Source organism: Microbacterium sp. NPDC006705, from assembly GCF_044903545.1.
In the GTDB taxonomy this organism is placed as follows: domain Bacteria; phylum Actinomycetota; class Actinomycetes; order Actinomycetales; family Microbacteriaceae; genus Microbacterium; species Microbacterium plantarum.
The window spans coordinates 2,089,575-2,108,183 of sequence record NZ_JBJDQQ010000001.1 but is presented as its reverse complement, the minus strand read 5'-3'; the positions used below and the strand labels follow the sequence as shown (position 1 = coordinate 2,108,183).

Genomic DNA, 18,609 nt, shown 5'->3' with positions numbered 1-18,609 from the left:
TCGCTCATGCCTTCGCCGCCGTTCGCACGCGAGGATCGATCGCCGCGTAGAGCAGGTCGACGACGAGGTTGCCGACGATGACGAAGAACGCCGAGAGCAGCGTCACCGCCATGATGACCGGCTGGTCGTTCGACGAGATCGAGTCGGCGGTGAGCTTTCCCACGCCGTTGATGCCGAACACGGTCTCGGTGATCACCGCACCGCCGAGAAGGCCCGCGACGTCCATCCCGAAGATCGTCACGATGGGGGTCAGTGCCGGGCGCAGCGCGTGGCGACGCCACACCAGGCTCGGCCGCAGCCCCTTCGCGTGCGCCGTGCGCACGAAGTTCTCCTGCAGGGTGTCGATCACGTTCGCTCGCGTGAGCCGCGTGTAGACGGCGGCATATCCGACCGCGAGCACGATCCACGGCATGAGGAAGTTCAGGAACCACTGCACCGGATCGTCGGCGAAGGGAACGGCCTGCGGAAACGGCAGCCAGGCGAGCGAGACGACGAGGACGAACTGCAGCGCGAGAGCGAGCACGTAGTTCGGGATCGACATCGACCCGAGCGTCAGCCCGGCGATGAACCGATCGGTGAACTTCCCCTCGCGCACCGCGCTGAGGACGCCCCCGACGACGCCGCCGACGAGCCAGAGCACCGCCGCCCCGATCGCGATCGTCGCCGAGATCGGCAGGCGCTGCACGATCATGTCGCCCACGAGCTGCCCGGTCTGGAACGAGTACCCGAGGCACGGGGCGCCGCACGCGACCGTCGCGCCCGCGATCTCGTACTCACGGCCGACGAACAGGCCCGAGAGGTACGTGAAGAACTGCGTGAGGAAGGGCTGGTCGAGCCCGAGGTTCGCCCGGATCTGGTCGATGCGCTCGGGCGTGCAGTTCTTGCCGCAGATCTGCACCGCCGGGTCGGGCGAGAGCACGAAGAAGATCACGAACGTGAACAGCGTCACGAGGAACAGCACCACGACCATGCCGGTCGCGCGCGAGAGGACGAAGCGGGTCACGCGCGCACCTCCGCGCTGCCGACGAGCGCGCGGATGCGGTCGCCCAGGGTCGTGAACGAGAGCACCAGGAGGAAGAGGAAGGCGCCCGGGATGAGGAAGTACATGGGATCGACGGCGTACCAGGGCGCCGCCGAAGCGATCATCTGACCCCAGCTGGGGGTCGGCGGCACGACGCCCACGCCGAGGAACGAGAGCCCCGCCTCGGTGCCGACGTAGCCCGGCACCGCGAGGGTCGCCATGACGATGATCGTCGACGAGAGGTTCGGCAGGATCTCGCGGAAGATGATCTGCACGCTCGACGCACCCGACGCACGAGCCGACTCGACGAACTCGCGCTCCTTGAGCGAGAGCGTCTGCGAGCGCACGATGCGGGCGAGGTAGGGCCAGCCGAACAGCGAGATCACGACGACGAGCAGCAGCACGCGATTGTCGGCGGGGAGCGCCGAGAGGATCGCGATCATGAAGATGAGCGCCGGGAAGGCCATGAGGAACTCCATGACCCGCGAGATGACCGTGTCGACCCAGCCGCCGAGGTAACCCGCCAGCATCCCGAACACGACTCCGAGCACCGTCGTCAGCAGCGTCGCCGAGAGGGCGACCGTCATCGAGACCTGGGCGCCGTAGACGATGCGGGCGAAGATGTCGCGGCCGTTGCCGGGCTCGACGCCGAACCAGTGCTCGGCGCTGATGCCGCCGAGCGGCCCGATCGGGATCGCGCCCATGTTGGGATCGATCGCGCTCTGGTCGAACTGGTAGGGCGACCAGCCGCTGATCTGGACGATGAGGGGAGCGAACACCGCCATGAGCAGCACGAGCACGATGTAGGCCAGCGACAGCATCGCGGGCACATCGGTGAGGAAGCCTCGGAGGAGTTTCCGGCCGGACGCCGGACGGGATTCCACCGACTCATCGAGAGTGGGATCACCGCCCGGCGTGGCCTCGACCTCGAGGGGGGCCGAACTGAAGGTCATGTCAGCCCTTCGAGGGGTCCTTCAGACCGACGATCGTGAGGTCGGTCATGTTGGTGTTGGGGATGTAGCCGGCGATGTTCGACCCCGGCAGGAAGATGCCGTTCTCGAACACCATCGGGGCGATCGGCGCGAGCTCCATGATCTGCTTGTCGAGCTCGCCCCACGCCTCGTTGGCGGCGTCCACGTCGGTCATCGCGCGGATCTCGGCGATCCGGTCGTTGACGGCCGCATCGTTGAGCTGGGCGAGGTTCTGGTTGCCCTTCTCGGTGATGCCCGCGCCGTCGAACAGCGGCGGGATGAAGGTGCTGGCGCTCGAGGCCCAGTCCGGGCACCACCCGGTGATCGCAGCGTTGTTCTGCTGCGACGGCGTCGCGATCGTCTCGTAGTAGATCGAGGTGTCGATGACGTTGAGCTTCACGTTCGCCCCGATGCGCTCGAGGCCCTGCTGCACCGCCTCGGCCTGCGCCTGCGCGACGGGGTTCGAGCGGATGTCGAGCGTGAACTCGAACCCGTCGCCGAGCCCGGCCTCCTCCAACAGCGCCATGGCCTCGTCGACGTCGCCGGTGTTGTCGTCGGAGGGGTACAGGTCGTAGTCCAGGTGACCGCTGACGGCGGGCGGAATGATCGTCGTCGCGACATCCGCCAGCTGATTCCCGCCCGAGGCGTTCTGGATGCTGGCACGGTCGAGCGCCCAGTTCACGGCCTGGCGCACGCGGACGTCGTCGAACGGCGGCTTCGACGTGTTGAGCGACATGTAGGTCGTGCAGTACGCGGGGGCGGTGATGGCACGCTCCTGCAGCTGCGGCGTCTGGATGCGGGGCAGCGTGGCGCCCGCGATCTTGCCCGCGATCGCGTTCTGGTCGGCGCCCTGACCGGCGATCATGCGCTCGTCGATCGTCGCGCCGTCGATGCCGATGTCGAACTGCCACTGATCGGGGTACGCCTTGCGGACGTCGTCGGTCTCGGGCTCCCAGTGCTCGTTGCGCACGAGCTTGATGGTGCTGCCGGGGGTGTAAGCGTCGAGCGTGTAGGGGCCCGAGGCGATGACGTCGTTGATGAACTCGTCGCCGCCGCCGGAACCGATCGGGAAGGGCACGGCATTGGGCTGGGCGAGCACGTTGTCGAACTCGGGGAACGGGGCCTTGAGGTGGAAGACGATCGTCTTCTCATCCGGGGTCTCGATCGTCGGGAGGTCGCCCGAGACGTACGGGCCCTGGTAGTCCGCGGGCGCGTCGATGACGGACTTCAGGTAGGGCGAGCCGATGCCGATCTGCGGGTCCCACGCGCGAGAGATGCCGAACTCCATCTCGGCGGACGTGATCGGGTCGCCGTTGTCGAAGAAGAGGTCGTCCTTCAGCGTGTAGGTCCAGGTGAGTCCGTCGTCGGAGACCTCGCCGAGACCCGTCGCGAGGTCGGGCACGATGGCGTTCGGGTCATCCGAGTCGCCGGCGGCCTGCATCGTGAGGCCGCGGTAGAGCAGACGGTAGAACGCGTTGACGCCGCCGTCCCAGCCGCGGGCCGGGTCGAGGTACGAGAAGTCGGCGTTCTGGAGCATGTGGACGGTTCCGCCGGCCTGCGGCGTGCCGTCGGTGCCGGTCTGCTGCGGCGAACCGCCGCCGCCGGCGCCGCACGCCGTGAGGGCGAGTGCCATGGCCGTTCCCGCGGCGAGGATGCCGGCGAATCTCCTGGTGGTGGTCATCGGTGGACCTTCCCTTTCTCTGCTCCATTGCGTCGAGTGCTGTCCATAAAACAACATCACGGTGCAATGTGCAATTGCACGATCACGCTGCATCCGTTCTACCGAGTCGAGCGGGTCGGGGAGGGCGGTGTGACACGATCGTCACGAGATCCGGCCGTCTTTTCACACGCCCGAAACACGACGGGCGTCGGTCGCGGCGCGCGAGACTCGGAGAATCACGGCGATATCGGATGCCTTCGCGGCATCACTCCGACGCCGGCGACATCCTCCGACGTTCGCGAGGCAGCGCGGCCGCGGTCAGGGAAGCGGGCAGATCGCGACCGAGGCGAGGTCGCCGTCCATCTGCTCGGGCGTCCAGGGCAGACCCGCCGGTGGGGCGGTCTCTCCCGAGGCGGCGGGCGCCTTCGACGCGATCGCGGCGAGCTCCCACCCGAGCACGCGGATCGCCTCGGCCGAGGCGCGGGAGTTGTTCAGCACGGCGACGACGGTCAGGCCCGTCTCACGGTCGGCGAAAGCCGCGGTCTGATACCCGGGGATCGAGCCGTACTGGCCGATGAGGGTGCCCGCCTGGTACGCGCCGCCGTCGACGGTGTACCAGGTCGGGACGCCCTCTCCGACGGGGATGGGCGAGCCGAACCGCTGGTCGTCGTCGAACGAGCGCAGGCCGGTTGCGAGTGCGCGCGCGTACCGCCCCAGGTCCGCGGCCGTCGTGACGACGCCCGACGACGTGAATCCAGCCGAGGGAGACCACGCGGTGAGGTCCGCAGCCGTCGCGCAATCGGGCGCACCCTCGGGGGTCAGCACCGACTGCGTGCCGTGCAGGCCGACGTCGGCCTGCCGATCCGGCAGCGACGATCCGCCCATGCCGAGGGGCTCGAAGACGTAGCGCTGGAACAGCTCCGCGGCGGTGCTGTTCGCGGCCCGCTCGAGAGCCATGCCGAGGAGGACATATCCGGCGTCCGAGTTGGCGAACGACGTGCCGCCCGTCGGGCCCGAGGCGGCCAGCCCGTAGGCGAGGAGTTCATGCGGAGCCCACGGACGCGCGGGATTCGCTTCCCACCTGGCCTGCAGACGCGGCTGGTACGACCCGAGTCCCGATGTGCTGTCGCAGAGCTGCTCGAGGGTCACGACCGGGGTGGCGGGGAATCCGACGATCCACTCCGTCACGGGGTCATCGAGCTCGACGGTGCCGTCTGCGGCCATGCCGTAGAGCACGTCGCACGTCATCGCGCGCGTGACCGGGCCGGCTTTGAAGGAGTCGTCTGCGGTGACCTCGGTTCCGTCGGGGTTGGTGCCGAAGCCGGCCACCCACTCGCCCGACCACGGCACCCAGACGCCGGCGATCGCGCCGGCCGAGCCGGTCATCGCCATCGCGCGCTCGACCGCGGCGGTGAGCTGCGCCCGCGTGTCGCCACCGATCTCGCCGTCGACCTGCGGGGGCATCTCGACACTGCTGACGCTCGCCGGAGCGCACGCCGAAAGACCGAGCGCGAGCGCGACCGCAACGGCGATCCCTGCGCTTCGACGGCGTCGAGTCGCACGCATTCCTGAGCCACCCCCCGAGATGTATGCCTCCAGTGAAGCACACCGCTCCTGTGGAACCCGCGAACCTAGGGTGGACGCATGACACACGCTTTCGACGCCGACGCCATCTCGGGTGTGCTCGGTCACATGAACGACGATCACCGCGCCGACAATCTCCTCATCGTGCGCGCGTTCGGCGAACCGGATGCCGCGGCGGCGACGATGACGTTCTTCGACGGCGATGGCGGGGATTGGCAGGCGATTCGGGCCGACGGCGGCACCCGGGAGCTCCGAGTGGCCTGGCCCGGCGGCCCGATCACGGAGCGTCGCGAGGTGCGCCGGGAGATCGTCGCGCTCTACGACGCCGCCTGCGAGCGCCTCGGTGTGGAGCCGCGCCCGCACGACTGAGCGTTACGAAGTCGTTAAGAGCTCGACGAAAAACCTTCAGGTTAGCTGTACCTAAGTGCTATCGTCGGGCCATGCTCGAACCGATCCCGTTCTCGACCGCTCTGCGCGAGCGGTCCAGCTCTGCGCACTCCGGCAGCGAAGGCGCCGGCTTCATGTCCGACCTCATGCGCGGCAAGGGCACGCGCGACGACTACGTCGCCCTGGTCGCGCAGCATTGGTTCATCTACGCAGCGCTCGAGGGCGCGGCATCCCGCATGGCGGCCGACCCGGTCGCCGCTCCGTTCATCAGCGAGAAGCTCACCCGGCTTCCCGCCCTCGAGGCCGACCTCGAGTTCCTCATCGGCCCGGACTGGCGCGAGCGGATCACTCCGCTGCCGACCACCGAGCGGTATGTCGCCCGCATCGACGAGGTCGGGGCCACCTGGGCCGGCGGCTTCGTCGCGCATCACTACACCCGGTACCTGGGCGACCTGTCGGGCGGGCTGTTCATCGGCAAGCTCATGGCCCGCCAGTTCGGGTTCGAGACCAACGGCATCGGGTTCTACATCTTCGGCGACATCGCCGATCCGGCCGCGTTCAAAGAGCGCTATCGCGAGCAGCTCGACGCCGCGCCGTGGGACGAGGCCGAGCAGCAGCGGGTGATCGACGAGGTGCTCGTCGCCTACCAGTTCAACACCGACCTGTTCACCGACCTCGCGCGGGCGAAGGACGCGGCCGCAGCGGCATCCGGGGCCTCCGTCGTGGCGTGACCCTGCCGGTCACATGCCGGCCGCGCGGACGGCGGCCATGAACCGCCGTACGTCGTGATCGACGAGGATGTCGCTGGGCCGGAGCGGCCGCGACAGGTAGAGCCCGTCGAGCGAGGTCAGGCGTGAGAGCGCCACGTAGGTCTGCCCCGGCGCGAAGGCACCCGATCCGAGGTCGACGATCGCGCGGTCGTAGGTCTTGCCCTGAGACTTGTGGATCGTCACAGCCCACGCCAGCCGCAGCGGGAACTGCGTGAACTCCGCGACGATCTCGCGCGTCAGCTTGCGCGAGCCGGGATCGTAGGCGTAGCGGAACCTCTCCCACACCGCGGGCTCGACGTCGTGCTCCTCGCCGTCGAGCTCGACGCGCACCGACGACCCCGCGATGCGGGTGACGGTGCCGATCGAGCCGTTCACCCAGCGGGGGCCGTCGCCGGCGTACCCCGCGACGTCGTTGCGGAGGAACATCACCTGCGCACCGACCTTCAGCTGCAGCTCGGGGTCGGCCGGGTACGACGTCTCGCCGCGGCCGAAGTCGCCGCTCACGTCGGCCTTCGCCGTCTGCACCGGGCCGGTGAGCGCGTCGAGGTGACGCTGGTTGATGCGGTTGACGGCGTCGTTGCGCGTGGCGAGCGTGATCACGGGAGGCTCGTCGCCGGTGGGCGGCGGCGGCGTGCGGGCTCCCGCCGCATTGAGCGCCGCGGCGATGTCGGCCGTGACGACGCCGTACCGCACGGCGTTCAGCATCTCCTTGAAGCCCGGGTCGGCCTGACGGTGGATCTCCCCCAGCTCCGCGATGTGCAGCGGGGCGCCGACCCGTCCGAGATCGAGCAGTCCGTCCGAGCGGATGGCGCCGGCCTCCGCCTTGGGCCCCGCCCACACCTGCGCGTCGAAGAACCAGAACGACCGGTAGTGGTCGCGGATGTATTTCAGCTCGTCGCCGCGGGGCGGCACCGGCGACAGCTGATACGGATCACCGAACATGACGATCTGCACACCGCCGAACGCCTCGGAGCGCCGTCGGCGCGCCTGCCGGAGCGACCGGTCGATCGCATCCATCACGTCGGCGTTGACCATCGAGATCTCGTCGATGACGAGCGTGTCGATCGCGTTCAGGATGCGGCGGGTCGGCTCGGACTGCTCCAGCTCGCTGTCAGCGACGAGACCGATTGGCAGCCGGAAGAGGGAGTGGATCGTCTGACCCTCGACGTTGAGTGCGGCGACCCCCGTCGGCGCGCAGATCGCGATCTGCTTGTCGGTGTTCCACGCCAGGTGCTGCAGCAGCGTCGACTTGCCGGTGCCCGCGCGTCCGGTGACGAAGACGTGGTCTCGGGTCGTCTCGATGCGACGGAACAGCGCCTCCTGCTCAGCGGAGAGAGGCGGCAAGGTCACCGATTCATGGTAGCCACAGGTGAGCCTTCCTAGACTTGTGCTGTGCACGAGGCGCAGACGACTCCGGACGCCGCGATCGGCGACGATGAGTCGAGCGCGCCCGGAGGCGTGCGACGGACCGGACAGGGCCGGCGACGTGCCCGGCGACGCCTTGCTTTCGACCTCACCGCGATCGGGCTCCTCTCGGTGCTCGCCCTCGGCGCGCTCGGCGTCGGCGGTGTCGCGGTGTACCGCACGCTCTACAGCCCTGCGGCCTTCGTCGAGCGCTACCTGTCGCTGCTGAGCAGCGGCAGCGCCGCCGATGCGCTGCGACTGCCCGGCGTCGCCATGGACTCCGCCGAGCTCGCCGCGGCGGAGCTGCCGTCGACGACATCCGAGGTGCTGCTGCGCCGCGCTGCCCTCGCGCCGCTGTCCGAGGTCTCGGTCATCGGTGAGCGCGTCCGCGGTGACGTGACCGAGATCACCGTCACCTACCTCGCGAACGGTCATCGCGGCCGCACCCAGTTCGACGTCGAGCAGGACGGCTGGATCGGCGTCGCCCCGGCCTGGCGCTTCGCGCACAGCCCGCTCTCGGCGATCGACCTCACGGTGCGAGGAGCCACGCGGTTCTCCGTCAACGGCTTCGAGCTCGATACCCGGCAGGTCGCGCCCGAGGGCGTGGATGCCGACCCGCTCGTGCCCGTGTCGATGCTCGTGTTCTCTCCCGGCGCCTACTCCATCTCGGTCGACACCCCGACGGCACAGACGCCCGGAGTGGCCGTGCTCTCGGATGCCCCGCAGAAATCCGTGCCGGTCGATCTGCAGACCGAGCCCACGCCGGAGTTCATCGAGGTCGTGCAAGACCGCGTCGACGAGTTCCTCGCCTCCTGCGCGACCCAGCAGGTGCTGCAGCCGACGGGATGCCCGTTCGGCTACTTCGTCCGCAACCGCGTCGAGGGCGCCCCGCAGTGGTCGATCGCACAGAATCCCGAGATCGAGGTCGTGCCCGACGGCGCGCAGTGGGCGATCCCGAGCACCCGCGCGGTCGCCCACATCGACGTCGACATCCGCTCGATCTACGACGGACGACTCAACGAGGTCTCGGAGGACGTCGAGTTCTTCCTGACCGGCAAGATCACGATCCTCCCCGACGGCACGGCATCCATCCAGGTGTCGGCCGACCAGGGCTGATCGGCGTCAGCGGCTGCGCGCGGCGTCTCGGCGGGCCAGCTCGGCGAGACGCTCGTTGTACTCGTCGAGCTCGGTGTCGCCGGCTCGCTCGACCTGCCGGTCACGGCGGCGCTGCATCCGGTCGTCCGAGCGGCTCCACTGGATCGCGACCGTGATCGCGAGGATCAGCGTCGGGATCTCACCGACCGACCAGGCGACACCACCGCCGATGTACTGGTCCTCGAGCGGCGTCGGCCCCCACATGCGGCCCATCGAGCCGAACCACTCCGCGGCGAACAGGCCGGACGACATCATGATCGCCATGCCGAAGAAGGCGTGGGTCGCCATGACCGCGATGAGCGTGAGGAGCCGGAAGGGGTAGGGCAGACGGTAGGGCACGGGGTCGATGCCGATGAGCGACAGCACGAACAGGTAGCCCGAGATCAGGAAGTGGGCGACCATCCACTCGTGCCCGATGTGGTCGTACAGCGTCCAGCGGAACAGGTCGGTGTAGTAGAAGACCCAGAGCGAGCCGACGAACATGACCGCGGCGAACGCGGGGTGGGTGACGACTTTCGAGAAGGGCGTGTGGACGGCCCAGAGGATCCACTCTCGGCCGCCGCGCGTCCCGTCGTCGCGCTTGCGGATGGCGCGGGCCGCCAGCGTCACCGGCGCCCCCGCGACGAGGCACAGGGGGATCGCCATCGAGAGCAGCATGTGCCCCACCATGTGCAGGCTGAAGAGGTAGTCCTGGTAGGCGTTGATGGGCCCGCTGGTCACCCAGAGCAGCAGGAGCAGGCCGAAGACCCACAGGGCGGTCCGGTAGATCGGCCACCGGTCGCCGCGCTTGCGCAGCCGCCGCACCCCGGCGAGGTAGAAGAACAGACCGAACGCGACGGCGAAGACCCAGAGCAGATCGACATCCCACATCGTGAACCAGCGCTCGATCGTCAGCTCGGGCGGCAGCACGGTGCCGGTCAGGATCTGGGCCGGGGTCTGCTGCTCGGGAAGAGTCGTGTCGACGGGCGGAGGCGTCCGCGCGAGAGCCGCGGCCGCGCCGCTCGCGATGCCCATGAAGACGATCTCGACGGTCACGAGGAGCCAGAACACGCGTGCGGCACCCGACGACGCGAGCTTGGCGATGAGCCGGCCCCGGTACGACGCACCGAGGACACCCATCGCGATGAGGGCGACGACCTTTACGAGCAGGACAGCACCGTAGGGCGAGAAGAGATTCGCGGGCGAGAGGATCGCGACGGCGGCTCGGACCGTTCCCGAAACCGCGACGACGACGAACGCGACGAGGGCGATGCTCGAGTACCGCGACACGATGGCGACCATGTCGGCTCGGTCGACGACGGGCCGGATGATCACGAGCAGCAGCAGCCCACCGAGCCACACCGCCGCGGCGACGATGTGCAGGGCGAGGGCGGTGACCGCGATGTTGTGGTTCGCCTCCTCGCCCGAGTGTCCCTGCGTCGCCATCGGGATGAGGGATGCGGCGGCGAGGATGCCGACGATCAGCGTCGAGGTCCAGCCGCGGACGGCGAACGTCAGCACCGTCAGCACCGCGCCCGCGATCGTCGTCAGCAGCCAGGCGCGCCCGGCCTCGGTGTCGACGAGGAACCGGCCGAGCTGCTGGCCGAACTCCGCGCTCGCGCTCGGAGCTGCGCCCAGGAGGTTCAGGAAGGTGAAGAACGCGGTGCCGGCGCTCGCGACGGTGAAGACCGCCGCCGAGATCGACGCGGTGTCGAGGGCCGTGTCGAACGGGCGCTCGCCCGCGCGCAGGGCGAACAGCGCCACGACGAGGGAACCGACCATGCCGGCTGCCGCCAGATTGACGACGAGCTTGATGATCGGCAGGCCCCAGCGCACGACCGGTCCCGGGTCGAGCAGCTGCAGCGGTGCGGCGCCGCCTCCGGCCGCGAGGCCGATGAGGACGACGATGAGAGCCGACACAGCGAGGATCGCCGGTCCGGCGAGACGCTGCGCTCGGGATTCCACCCCACCAGCCTACGGCGGCCGGGAGGTCTGAGCCTCGCAGGCGCGAGGTCCCCGGCGGGCGGGGCGGGAACGACGGAGGGGGACGCCGTGTCGGCATCCCCCTCCGGTGAATCGTCGTCGATTACTTGACGGCGGCCTTCAGCTTCGAGCCGGCGGTCACCTTGACGCGCTTGCCCGCGGCGATCTTGATCTCCTCGCCGGTCTGCGGGTTGCGGCCGGTGCGAGCGGCGGTGTCGACCTGCTCGAAGGCGATCCAGCCCGGGATCGAGACCTTGCTGCCCTTGGCGACGGCCTCGGAGACGGTCGTGAAGAGCGAGTCGAGCACGCCCGAGACGGCGGCCTGGCTCTGACCGGTGGCGCTGGCGATGCTCGCGACGAGCTCGGTCTTGGTGATGGACTTGTCAGCCATAGGGTTGTCCTCCAGACGGCGGACGACGGACGCGCCGCCGACAGCGTGGGTGGTTCCCGGGGGACTCGCGTCCCACGGTTGGTCGTTCGACCGGTCCCGAATATACGCGGATTCCGCGGAATTTCGCGGATTTACCGGCTTCGGGCGCCGCTTTCACCCGGCGTGTCGCCCGTTTTCGGGGCGCGTGGGACGGATGTGACGTTCGCGGGGGTCAGATCCGCCGGAGGGCGGCGACGACCTCCGCCTCCCAGCGACGCGCGGCGGGAAGTGCTCCGACGAAGATCGGGGTGTCGTGCGTGACGCCCAGGTACCGGGTCGCACTCGCCGCCACGCCGGCGCGGCGAAGCTTCGCGGCATAGGCCGCACCGTCGCCGCGCAACGGGTCGTACTCGGCCGTGAGGATGACCCCCGGCGGCAGGTCGGCGAGCGAATCGGCGCGCATCGGCGACGCGTACGACTCGTGCGCGCGCGAGCGGTCGCCGAGGTACGTGCGGGCGACCGAGACGAGCTCGCGCAGCGCGATGAAGGCCGGGATGCCGAGCGCGTAGGTCGCGCGCAGATCGATGAACCGCCCGGTGAGGTCGGTCACCGGCACCTCGAGGATCTGCACGGCGACCGGCAGCCGCGCACGGTCGCGGTTCATGAGCGTCAGCACGGCGGCGATGTTCCCGCCCGCGGACGACCCCGAGATGCCGACGCGGTCCGGGTCGATGCCGAGCGTCGCCGCCTCGTCGTGCAGCCACTCCCACGCGGCGTACGCCTGCTCGATCTGGGTCGGATAGCGATGCTCGGGCGCGAGCGAGTAGTCGACCGCGATCAGCACGACCCCGGATGCCTCGGCACGGCGTCGGCACGCGGCATCCGCCGTCGGGTAGTCGATGCCGCCGATACGGAACGCCCCGCCGCCGAAGACGAGGCACGCCGGCGCAGGCTGTCCCTCGGCCACGGTGCTCGGACGGTAGACCCGGACGCGCACGTCGGGGTATCCGGCCACGGGGACGACGTGCTCGGACGTGGCGATCCCGGGTCCCGGTGTACCGACCGTGCGGAGCTCCTGGCGGTCCCAGGCGAGCGCCGCCTTGCGGTGACGCTCGCGCGGGGTGAGCGGGCGCTTGCCGCCGGGCTTGGCGGGAGCCGGGGTCGGCGCGGGGGTCGGCGCGGGCTCGGGGCGCCCTGCTGACGCGGATGCTGCCGCCGCGGACGTCGCCGCGGGTGCGGTGCCCGGCACGCCCTCGGCGGCGGGAGACCGCGGCATCCGCGGCATCCGCTCGGCCACCGCCGACGTGACCGACCGCCAGGCCTGACGCAGGAGGTACCGCCGGTGCGTGCGCAGCCGCTCGGCGAAGAACGGATCGAGCGGCACGGTCAGTCTCCGTCCGTTCGCCCGGTGCGCTCGAGCTCGCGCAGCCGCCGGAGCTTCGACCACGGCACGAAGACGATCCACATCACCGACGCGATCGCGCCACCCATGATCATCGAGCTGACGTCCATCCTCCGACCGTAGCCGCTGTCACGGACGCCCGTTCCCGTGGACGGCACGGCTCTTCCCCGAGGAGGCGTCGCGCGGGAACGACGAAGCCCCCGTCCCGACGAATCGGTACGGGGGCTTCGGTGCTCTACGCGGGTTGGCTTACCAGCTCGACTTGGTCACACCGGGCAGCTCGCCCTTGTGCGCCATGTCGCGGAAGCGAACGCGCGAGATGCCGAACTTCGAGAGGTGGCCACGGGGGCGACCGTCGATGGCGTCACGCTTGCGGATGCGGACCGGCGACGCGTTGCGCGGGAGCTTCTGCAGGCCGACGCGGGCAGCCTCGCGGGCCTCGTCGGTCGCGTTCGGGTCGACGAGGGTCTTCTTCAGCTCGGCACGCTTCTCGGCGTAGCGGGCGACGACCTCTTCACGCTGGTTGTTGCGCGCGATCTTGCTCTTCTTAGCCATGAGATCAGCGCTCCTCTCGGAATTCGACGTGCTTGCGGATCACCGGGTCGTACTTCTTGAGCACGATGCGGTCGGGGTTGTTGCGACGGTTCTTACGCGTCACGTAGGTGTACCCCGTACCGGCGGTCGAACGGAGCTTGATGATCGGACGTACGTCCTGAGCCTTCTTCGCCATTAGAGCTTCACACCCTTCGCGATGAGGTCCTTGACGACCGACTCGATGCCGCGGGCGTCGATGACCTTGATGCCCTTAGCCGACACGTTCAGCGTGATCTTGCGACCGAGCGAAGGAACGTAGTAGGTCTTCTTCTGCACGTTCGGGTCGAAGCGACGCTTCGTCCGGCGGTGCGAGTGCGAGATGTTGTGACCGAAGCCGGGAACTGCTCCGGTCACCTGGCACACTGCTGCCATAGTGATTCTCCTTAGTACCGTGACACCGGACGGTGCCACCCAAGATCCCTTGTCTGCACCCGCGCCTCATCCGGCCGTTTCGGGCCTGTGATGGGGAGTGGGTACGTACTGCGTGCTGGAGTGCGCGCAGACAAACAGTCAGTCTAGCACGCGACGGCGTGTCGCCTTGACCGGGCGACCGGCCGGAGGGGACCCGCGGATGCCGCGTCGGCACGGTCTGCCATACTGCCGCTATGTCGCCGGAGGTCGAGGCTCCCCTTCGGCGCTGGCTCTTCGACGGACGGTTGCGGCACTATCAGGCCGACGCGCTCGAACGGGTCGACGCCTCCGGCCCCGGTCCGCTGCACATCGTCGCTCCGCCCGGTTCGGGCAAGACCCTGCTCGGGCTCCTGCTCGCGATGCGGCGCGGGACGCGGACCCTCGTCCTCGCCCCGACGATCACCATTCGCGACCAGTGGGCCGCCGAGGCGCGGCGGCTGGCCCCCGAGGCCGGCGCCGTCTCGACCACGAGCGAAGCCCCGGGCGAACTGACGGCGCTGACATACCAGTCGCTGAGCGTGCTCGACGGCGGGAATCCCCTCGCAGCGCTCGCCCACGAGCGCTGGCTGCGCGAACTCGAGGCGGACGGCCGGTCGACGGATGCGGCATCCGCCTGGCTCGACGCTCTGCGCTCGGGCAACCACCGCGCGTACGCCGCCGGGATAGCCCGGCGCTCGCGCACGCTGCGACGCCGCATCGCCCAGGAGGACCCGGGCGCCCTGTCGCGCGCACTGCACCCCAATGCTCGCGCGCTGATCGAGCGCCTCGTCGACCACGGCGTCGACACCGTCGTCCTCGACGAGTGCCATCACCTGCTCGACCACTGGGCGCTCGTCGTCGCGGCTCTGGTGGCACGGCTGCGCGACGCGGGCAGGTCTCCGCTCGTGGTCGGCCTGACCGCGACGCTCCCCTCGCCCGACGACGGCAACGCGTACGACAACTACACCTCGCTCCTCGGCGAGGTCGACTACGAGGTGCCGATCCCTGCGGTCGTCCGCGAGGGCAATCTCGCCCCGTACCGCGAGTACGTGCGGTTCGTCGAGCCGACGACGGACGAGCTCGCGTTCCTGTCGGGCGCCGCCACCGGCCTCGCCGTGCTCATCCGCTCGACCTTCGCCCACGGCGACGGGGCCGCACATCTCATCGGGATGCTCCAGCCTCCGGCCGAGGCCAAGGCCGGCGCGGATGCGGAAGGCGACGCCGAGACGCCGGGGCCGGCGCTCTCTCCCCCGCCGCCGGCCTCATCCGCACGCGCGGCGCCGAATGACGCCGACATCCGCCTCGCACAAGCCTTCGCCGACGATTTCGCGGGCGCTGAGGCTGCGGCGGCGATGCTCGCGACCGTCCATCCCGACCATCCACTCGTCGCACGCCTGCCCACCGCAGCGCGACGAAAGCCGACGACGGAGGAGTCTCTGCGACTGCTGGGCCGTTTCGCGCTCGACCGCGTGCTGCCCGACCCGGCCGCCCGAGACCGGTGGGATCGGATCCGGTCGGCACTCGCCGACTTCGGCTTCTCGCTGACCGACCGTGGCCTGCGCCGCACGCGCGACCCCATCGACACGATGCTGGCGTCATCGCTGACGAAGGACCGCGCGGTGTGCGACATCCTCCGCCTCGAACGCGACCGGATGGGCACGCGCTTGCGCGCACTGGTCGTGTCCGATTTCAGCGAGCACGGCAACCGCCACGGTGGACTCGTCAGCCGCGCGGGCGCGTTGCGGACCTTCGACGTCCTAACGACGGATGCCGCGACCGCCGACCTGCGTGGTGCCCTGGTCACCGGATCGACGACGCGCATCGCGACGCGTCACGCCGGTTCGTTGGCTGAAGCGTGGGCGGCGGCCCTGGGGGTCGAGGTGGCGACCGCGGCCGTCGCCGAGAATCCGGCGGTGACCGAGATCTCCGCTCCCGGCGTCGGTGCCGCGGGCTTCGTCCGTGCCGCCGCGACCCTGCTGAGCCGCGGCCAGCTCGACGTCGTCGTCGGCACCCGCGGCCTCTTCGGCGAGGGGTGGGACTGTCCCGCGGTGAACACGCTCATCGATCTGTCATCGGTGGCGACAGCCCCCGCGACGCAGCAGCTGCGCGGACGCGCGTTGCGCCTCGACCCGGACTGGCCCGAGAAGGTCGCGCATATCTGGACGGTCACCGCGCTGCTTCCGCCGTCGTCGCCGATCGACGCGGCCCCCGATCTCTCGCGACTGCGGCGCAAGCAGGCGCGCCTGTGGGGCGTGCACCGCGACGATCCCCGCCGCATCGTCCGCGGGCTCGCCGGCGCACTGACGGCCGAGCAGCGACGCCTGCTCGCGCCGGGTTCTCTCCCGTCGGCGGACGAGCTCGATTCCCTGACGGTCGTCGAGCCGCGAGAGCTCTCGCGGGCGTCATGGCAGATCGGAACGGGCTATCTGGACCGGGAGTCGACGGAGACCGTGATCGTCCGGCGCGCCGCCGACCCCACCTTCCGAACGCGGCGCCGAGCGGATGCCGTGCTCGGGGCCGGCACGGCAACGGCGGGCATCGTCGCCGCGGCGGCGCTCGCGCTCATGGTCGCCGGCGTGGTCGGCGCGGTCGGCGTGGCCGGGGTCGCGGCCGGGGCGGTGGCGCTGACCGGCGCCGTGGCCGCCGGTGCGCCGGTCGCTCGCGCCTGGTGGCGCTCCCGTCGAGCCCACGCTGAGGCGCCGGAGCTGTATCGCCGCATCGCGCGCACCGTCGTGGCCGCATTGCAGCGCGCGGGACGCATCGGCGACCGGGCGACGCCGGAGGTGATCGTCGAGCGACCGACGGATGCCGGCGGCTTCCAGCACCTCGAACTGCGCCTGACCCATGCCACCCTCGCCGAGCAGCACGTCTTCGCCGGCGCGATGTCGGAGCTGCTCGGACCGATACGCACGCCGCGATTCCTGCTGCAGGTGGATGCCGGCGGCCGGTCGCCACTCGTACGGTGGCTGCTGAAGCGCGCCCGTGTTGGGAGCGGTGCGCGCGGCGGGGGTGGCGGGCAGGGCCGGTCGCAGTTCTTGGCCGTGCCCGCGTCGTTCGGCATGGCCGGCGGGCGTCTGCGCTCCTTCGCGGAGGATTGGCAGCGGACCGTCGGTCCGTGCACGCTCCATTTCGTCGACAGCCCGGAAGCACTCGCCCTCCTGGCAGAGGCTCGTCGCGGGGGCGCGGTGGCGGGCGATCTCGCCGTCATCGAACGCTGGGACTGACGCGGTGGAGCACTCTGACGCGGTGCACGTTTTGGCGCGGTGGCGGGCTCGGGCACGGTGCATTGTCGGGCTGACCGTGCGGGTTCGGGGCCCCGCGCGCGTCTGTGGAGAGTCGGGGCGCGATGTCGGGGGCCCGTGGCAACATTAGAACATGCATTCGAATGACGAACTCGGCAGCGGGATGGGCAGCGACAGCGATGTCGATGCCCTGGCGGTGCTGGTCGCGGATGCCGAGGGCGCGGCGGATGCTGCGCGGTTGGCGCAGATCCGTGAGGTTCGGGTGCTTGCCGCGGCCGGGGTGCTGGCTGAGAGGCAGGCCGCGGGTGCGTCGGAGAAGGTCAAGGCGCGCGAGATGGCGCTGCGCGGGATCGCCGCGGAGCTGGCCGGGGTGTTCATCGCGACCGACCGGACGTTGCAGCGACGCATCGATGAAGCCCGTGATCTCGTCGAGAACTACCCCGTGACGATGGCCGCGTGGGAGGACGGGCGCATCGTCCGCGGGCATGTGCGGGTGATCCAGGAGGTCGGATGCATCGTGCCCGCGGAGGGACGGGCGGAGTTCGAGCGGGTCGCGATTGAGCGGTGCGCGGGCGAAACACCGAATCGGGTGCGGGACGGGCTGCGGATGCTGGCCGAGCGGATGCATCCGCGGACGTTCACCGAACGCCATGAAGAGGCCGCGGCGGGGCGGTGTGTGTGGGTGCAGGCCGGGGCGGATGGGATGTCGGACCTGATCGCGACGCTGCCGACCGTGATCGCCGACGGAATCGTGGACCGGCTGACGCGGCAGGCGCGGGAGATCATCAACGCGCGGGCCCAGGCTGACGCGGCAGGTGGCGGCGCTGACGCTCGAGCCGACGCCCCTGACGCTCAAGCCGAGGCGCCTGGCGTTCGAGCCGACACCAACGGCGGCGCGCCCGGCGCCGACACGACGATTCGCGACGGGTCGTCGTTCGTCGACGATGCCCGCACCATCGACCAAGTCCGCGCCGACGTGTTCAGTGACCTCCTCCTCGCGGGGACGCCGGCGCTCGACCCGACTGGCACCGGTGACGGCGACGGAACGCTCGGGGCGATCCGCGCGCACGTGCAGGTCGCGGTGTCGGCACTGACGCTCATGGGACAGGACGACGGGCCGGCCGACCTCGCGGGGCGCTCCCCCATCGATGCCGCGACCGCCCGCGAGCTCGCCGGCAACGCGACCTCCTGGGACCGGCTTCTCACCCACCCGGTCACCGGGACGGTGCTCGAGTGCGACAGCTACCGGCCCACCGCGGCCATGGTGCGGCTGCTGCGAGCCCGAGACCGGCACTGCCGGTTCCCCGGATGCCGGCAACCCGCCATCCGCTGCGAACTCGACCACACCATCGCCGCATCCGACGGCGGCGCGACGCACGTGTGCAACCTCGCCAACCTCTGCAAACGCCATCACGACGTCAAACACCACACCCGATGGCGAGTCCAACAACTCGCGGGCGGAAGGCTGATCTGGACATCACCCACCGGACGGATCTATCGCGAAGACGCACCACCACCCCTCGTCGCATTCACGGTCGCCTTCACCGCGGCGAGTCCACCCGATGGACGGGACGATCAACAACCGCCCGGCGCGCCCTCCCCACCACCGCGATCACCGGGTTGCCTCGATACGCCTCCGGGATCTGCGCCGCCGTTCTGACGGGGTCCGCCCCTCACCCCGTGCTGCGGCGACGCAC

General features: G+C 70.2%; 17 protein-coding genes. 5 read left to right on the top strand and 12 right to left on the bottom strand.

Going from position 1 to position 18,609, the window contains the following annotated elements:
- Positions 1–4: 4 nt before the first annotated feature.
- The 4 genes from ACI2K6_RS10105 to ACI2K6_RS10090 form a co-directional block, all read right to left on the bottom strand.
- Positions 5–1,003 (bottom strand): ABC transporter permease, encoded by a 999-nt coding sequence (locus ACI2K6_RS10105; protein ID WP_274179471.1) that lies wholly within the window; start codon positions 1,001–1,003, stop codon positions 5–7.
- Complete coding sequence (locus tag ACI2K6_RS10100; RefSeq protein WP_274179472.1) at positions 1,000–1,974, bottom strand: ABC transporter permease; 975 nt, start codon at positions 1,972–1,974, stop codon at positions 1,000–1,002. The genes ACI2K6_RS10105 and ACI2K6_RS10100 overlap by 4 nt, the downstream gene beginning before the upstream one ends.
- 1 nt (position 1,975) lies before the next feature.
- Entirely contained in the window at positions 1,976–3,673 is a 1,698-nt protein-coding gene (locus ACI2K6_RS10095) for an ABC transporter substrate-binding protein (protein WP_269268297.1), read from the bottom strand.
- 297 nt (positions 3,674–3,970) lie between these two features.
- Complete coding sequence (locus ACI2K6_RS10090; protein WP_282501668.1) at positions 3,971–5,116, bottom strand: serine hydrolase; 1,146 nt, start codon at positions 5,114–5,116, stop codon at positions 3,971–3,973.
- Positions 5,117–5,296: 180 nt separating this feature from the next.
- Here ACI2K6_RS10090 and ACI2K6_RS10085 point away from each other — a divergent pair, with 180 nt between their 5' ends.
- The gene (locus ACI2K6_RS10085; RefSeq protein WP_274179474.1) at positions 5,297–5,605 is read left to right on the top strand and encodes a DUF2470 domain-containing protein; all 309 of its coding nucleotides are present in this window, start codon (positions 5,297–5,299) and stop codon (positions 5,603–5,605) included.
- A 71-nt stretch (positions 5,606–5,676) separates the two neighbouring features.
- Positions 5,677–6,354: a heme oxygenase (biliverdin-producing) gene (locus ACI2K6_RS10080; RefSeq protein WP_112617619.1), complete on the top strand. Its 678-nt coding sequence runs from the start codon at positions 5,677–5,679 to the stop codon at positions 6,352–6,354.
- A gap of 9 nt (positions 6,355–6,363) precedes the next feature.
- Here the strand turns inward: ACI2K6_RS10080 and ACI2K6_RS10075 are convergent, their stop codons facing one another.
- Positions 6,364–7,743 carry an ATP-dependent RecD-like DNA helicase gene (locus tag ACI2K6_RS10075; RefSeq protein WP_112617618.1) on the bottom strand — a complete coding sequence of 460 codons (1,380 nt, stop codon included), beginning with the start codon at positions 7,741–7,743 and terminating at the stop codon, positions 6,364–6,366.
- 42 nt (positions 7,744–7,785) lie between these two features.
- Here ACI2K6_RS10075 and ACI2K6_RS10070 point away from each other — a divergent pair, with 42 nt between their 5' ends.
- Entirely contained in the window at positions 7,786–8,913 is a 1,128-nt protein-coding gene (locus tag ACI2K6_RS10070) for a hypothetical protein (protein WP_404568513.1), read from the top strand.
- A 6-nt stretch (positions 8,914–8,919) separates the two neighbouring features.
- Here ACI2K6_RS10070 and ACI2K6_RS10065 read toward each other — a convergent pair whose 3' ends face one another.
- From ACI2K6_RS10065 to rpmB, 7 genes are all read right to left on the bottom strand, one after another.
- On the bottom strand, positions 8,920–10,896 hold the full coding sequence (locus ACI2K6_RS10065; protein WP_404568512.1) for a cytochrome c oxidase assembly protein: 1,977 nt from the start codon (positions 10,894–10,896) through the stop codon (positions 8,920–8,922).
- Positions 10,897–11,017: 121 nt separating this feature from the next.
- Complete coding sequence (locus ACI2K6_RS10060) at positions 11,018–11,305, bottom strand: HU family DNA-binding protein (protein WP_036304753.1); 288 nt, start codon at positions 11,303–11,305, stop codon at positions 11,018–11,020.
- Positions 11,306–11,516: 211 nt separating this feature from the next.
- On the bottom strand, positions 11,517–12,668 hold the full coding sequence (locus tag ACI2K6_RS10055; protein ID WP_404568511.1) for an alpha/beta hydrolase: 1,152 nt from the start codon (positions 12,666–12,668) through the stop codon (positions 11,517–11,519).
- A gap of 2 nt (positions 12,669–12,670) precedes the next feature.
- A complete protein-coding gene (locus ACI2K6_RS10050) occupies positions 12,671–12,796 on the bottom strand; it encodes a hypothetical protein (protein WP_269268305.1) in 126 nt (41 codons plus the stop codon).
- Between the two features lie 139 nt (positions 12,797–12,935).
- The gene (gene rpsN / locus ACI2K6_RS10045) at positions 12,936–13,241 is read right to left on the bottom strand and encodes a 30S ribosomal protein S14 (protein WP_112617610.1); all 306 of its coding nucleotides are present in this window, start codon (positions 13,239–13,241) and stop codon (positions 12,936–12,938) included.
- Between the two features lie 4 nt (positions 13,242–13,245).
- On the bottom strand, positions 13,246–13,416 hold the full coding sequence (rpmG, locus tag ACI2K6_RS10040) for a 50S ribosomal protein L33 (protein ID WP_005051772.1): 171 nt from the start codon (positions 13,414–13,416) through the stop codon (positions 13,246–13,248).
- A complete protein-coding gene (rpmB, locus tag ACI2K6_RS10035; RefSeq protein WP_005051771.1) occupies positions 13,416–13,652 on the bottom strand; it encodes a 50S ribosomal protein L28 in 237 nt (78 codons plus the stop codon). Before rpmB ends, rpmG begins: the two co-directional genes overlap by 1 nt.
- 233 nt (positions 13,653–13,885) lie before the next feature.
- Between rpmB and ACI2K6_RS10030 the strand changes: the two genes are divergently transcribed.
- Together ACI2K6_RS10030 and ACI2K6_RS10025 are read left to right on the top strand one after the other, a co-directional pair.
- A complete protein-coding gene (locus ACI2K6_RS10030; protein ID WP_404568510.1) occupies positions 13,886–16,894 on the top strand; it encodes a DEAD/DEAH box helicase family protein in 3,009 nt (1,002 codons plus the stop codon).
- Positions 16,895–17,045: 151 nt separating this feature from the next.
- Complete coding sequence (locus ACI2K6_RS10025; protein ID WP_404568509.1) at positions 17,046–18,572, top strand: DUF222 domain-containing protein; 1,527 nt, start codon at positions 17,046–17,048, stop codon at positions 18,570–18,572.
- Positions 18,573–18,609 lie beyond the last annotated feature (37 nt).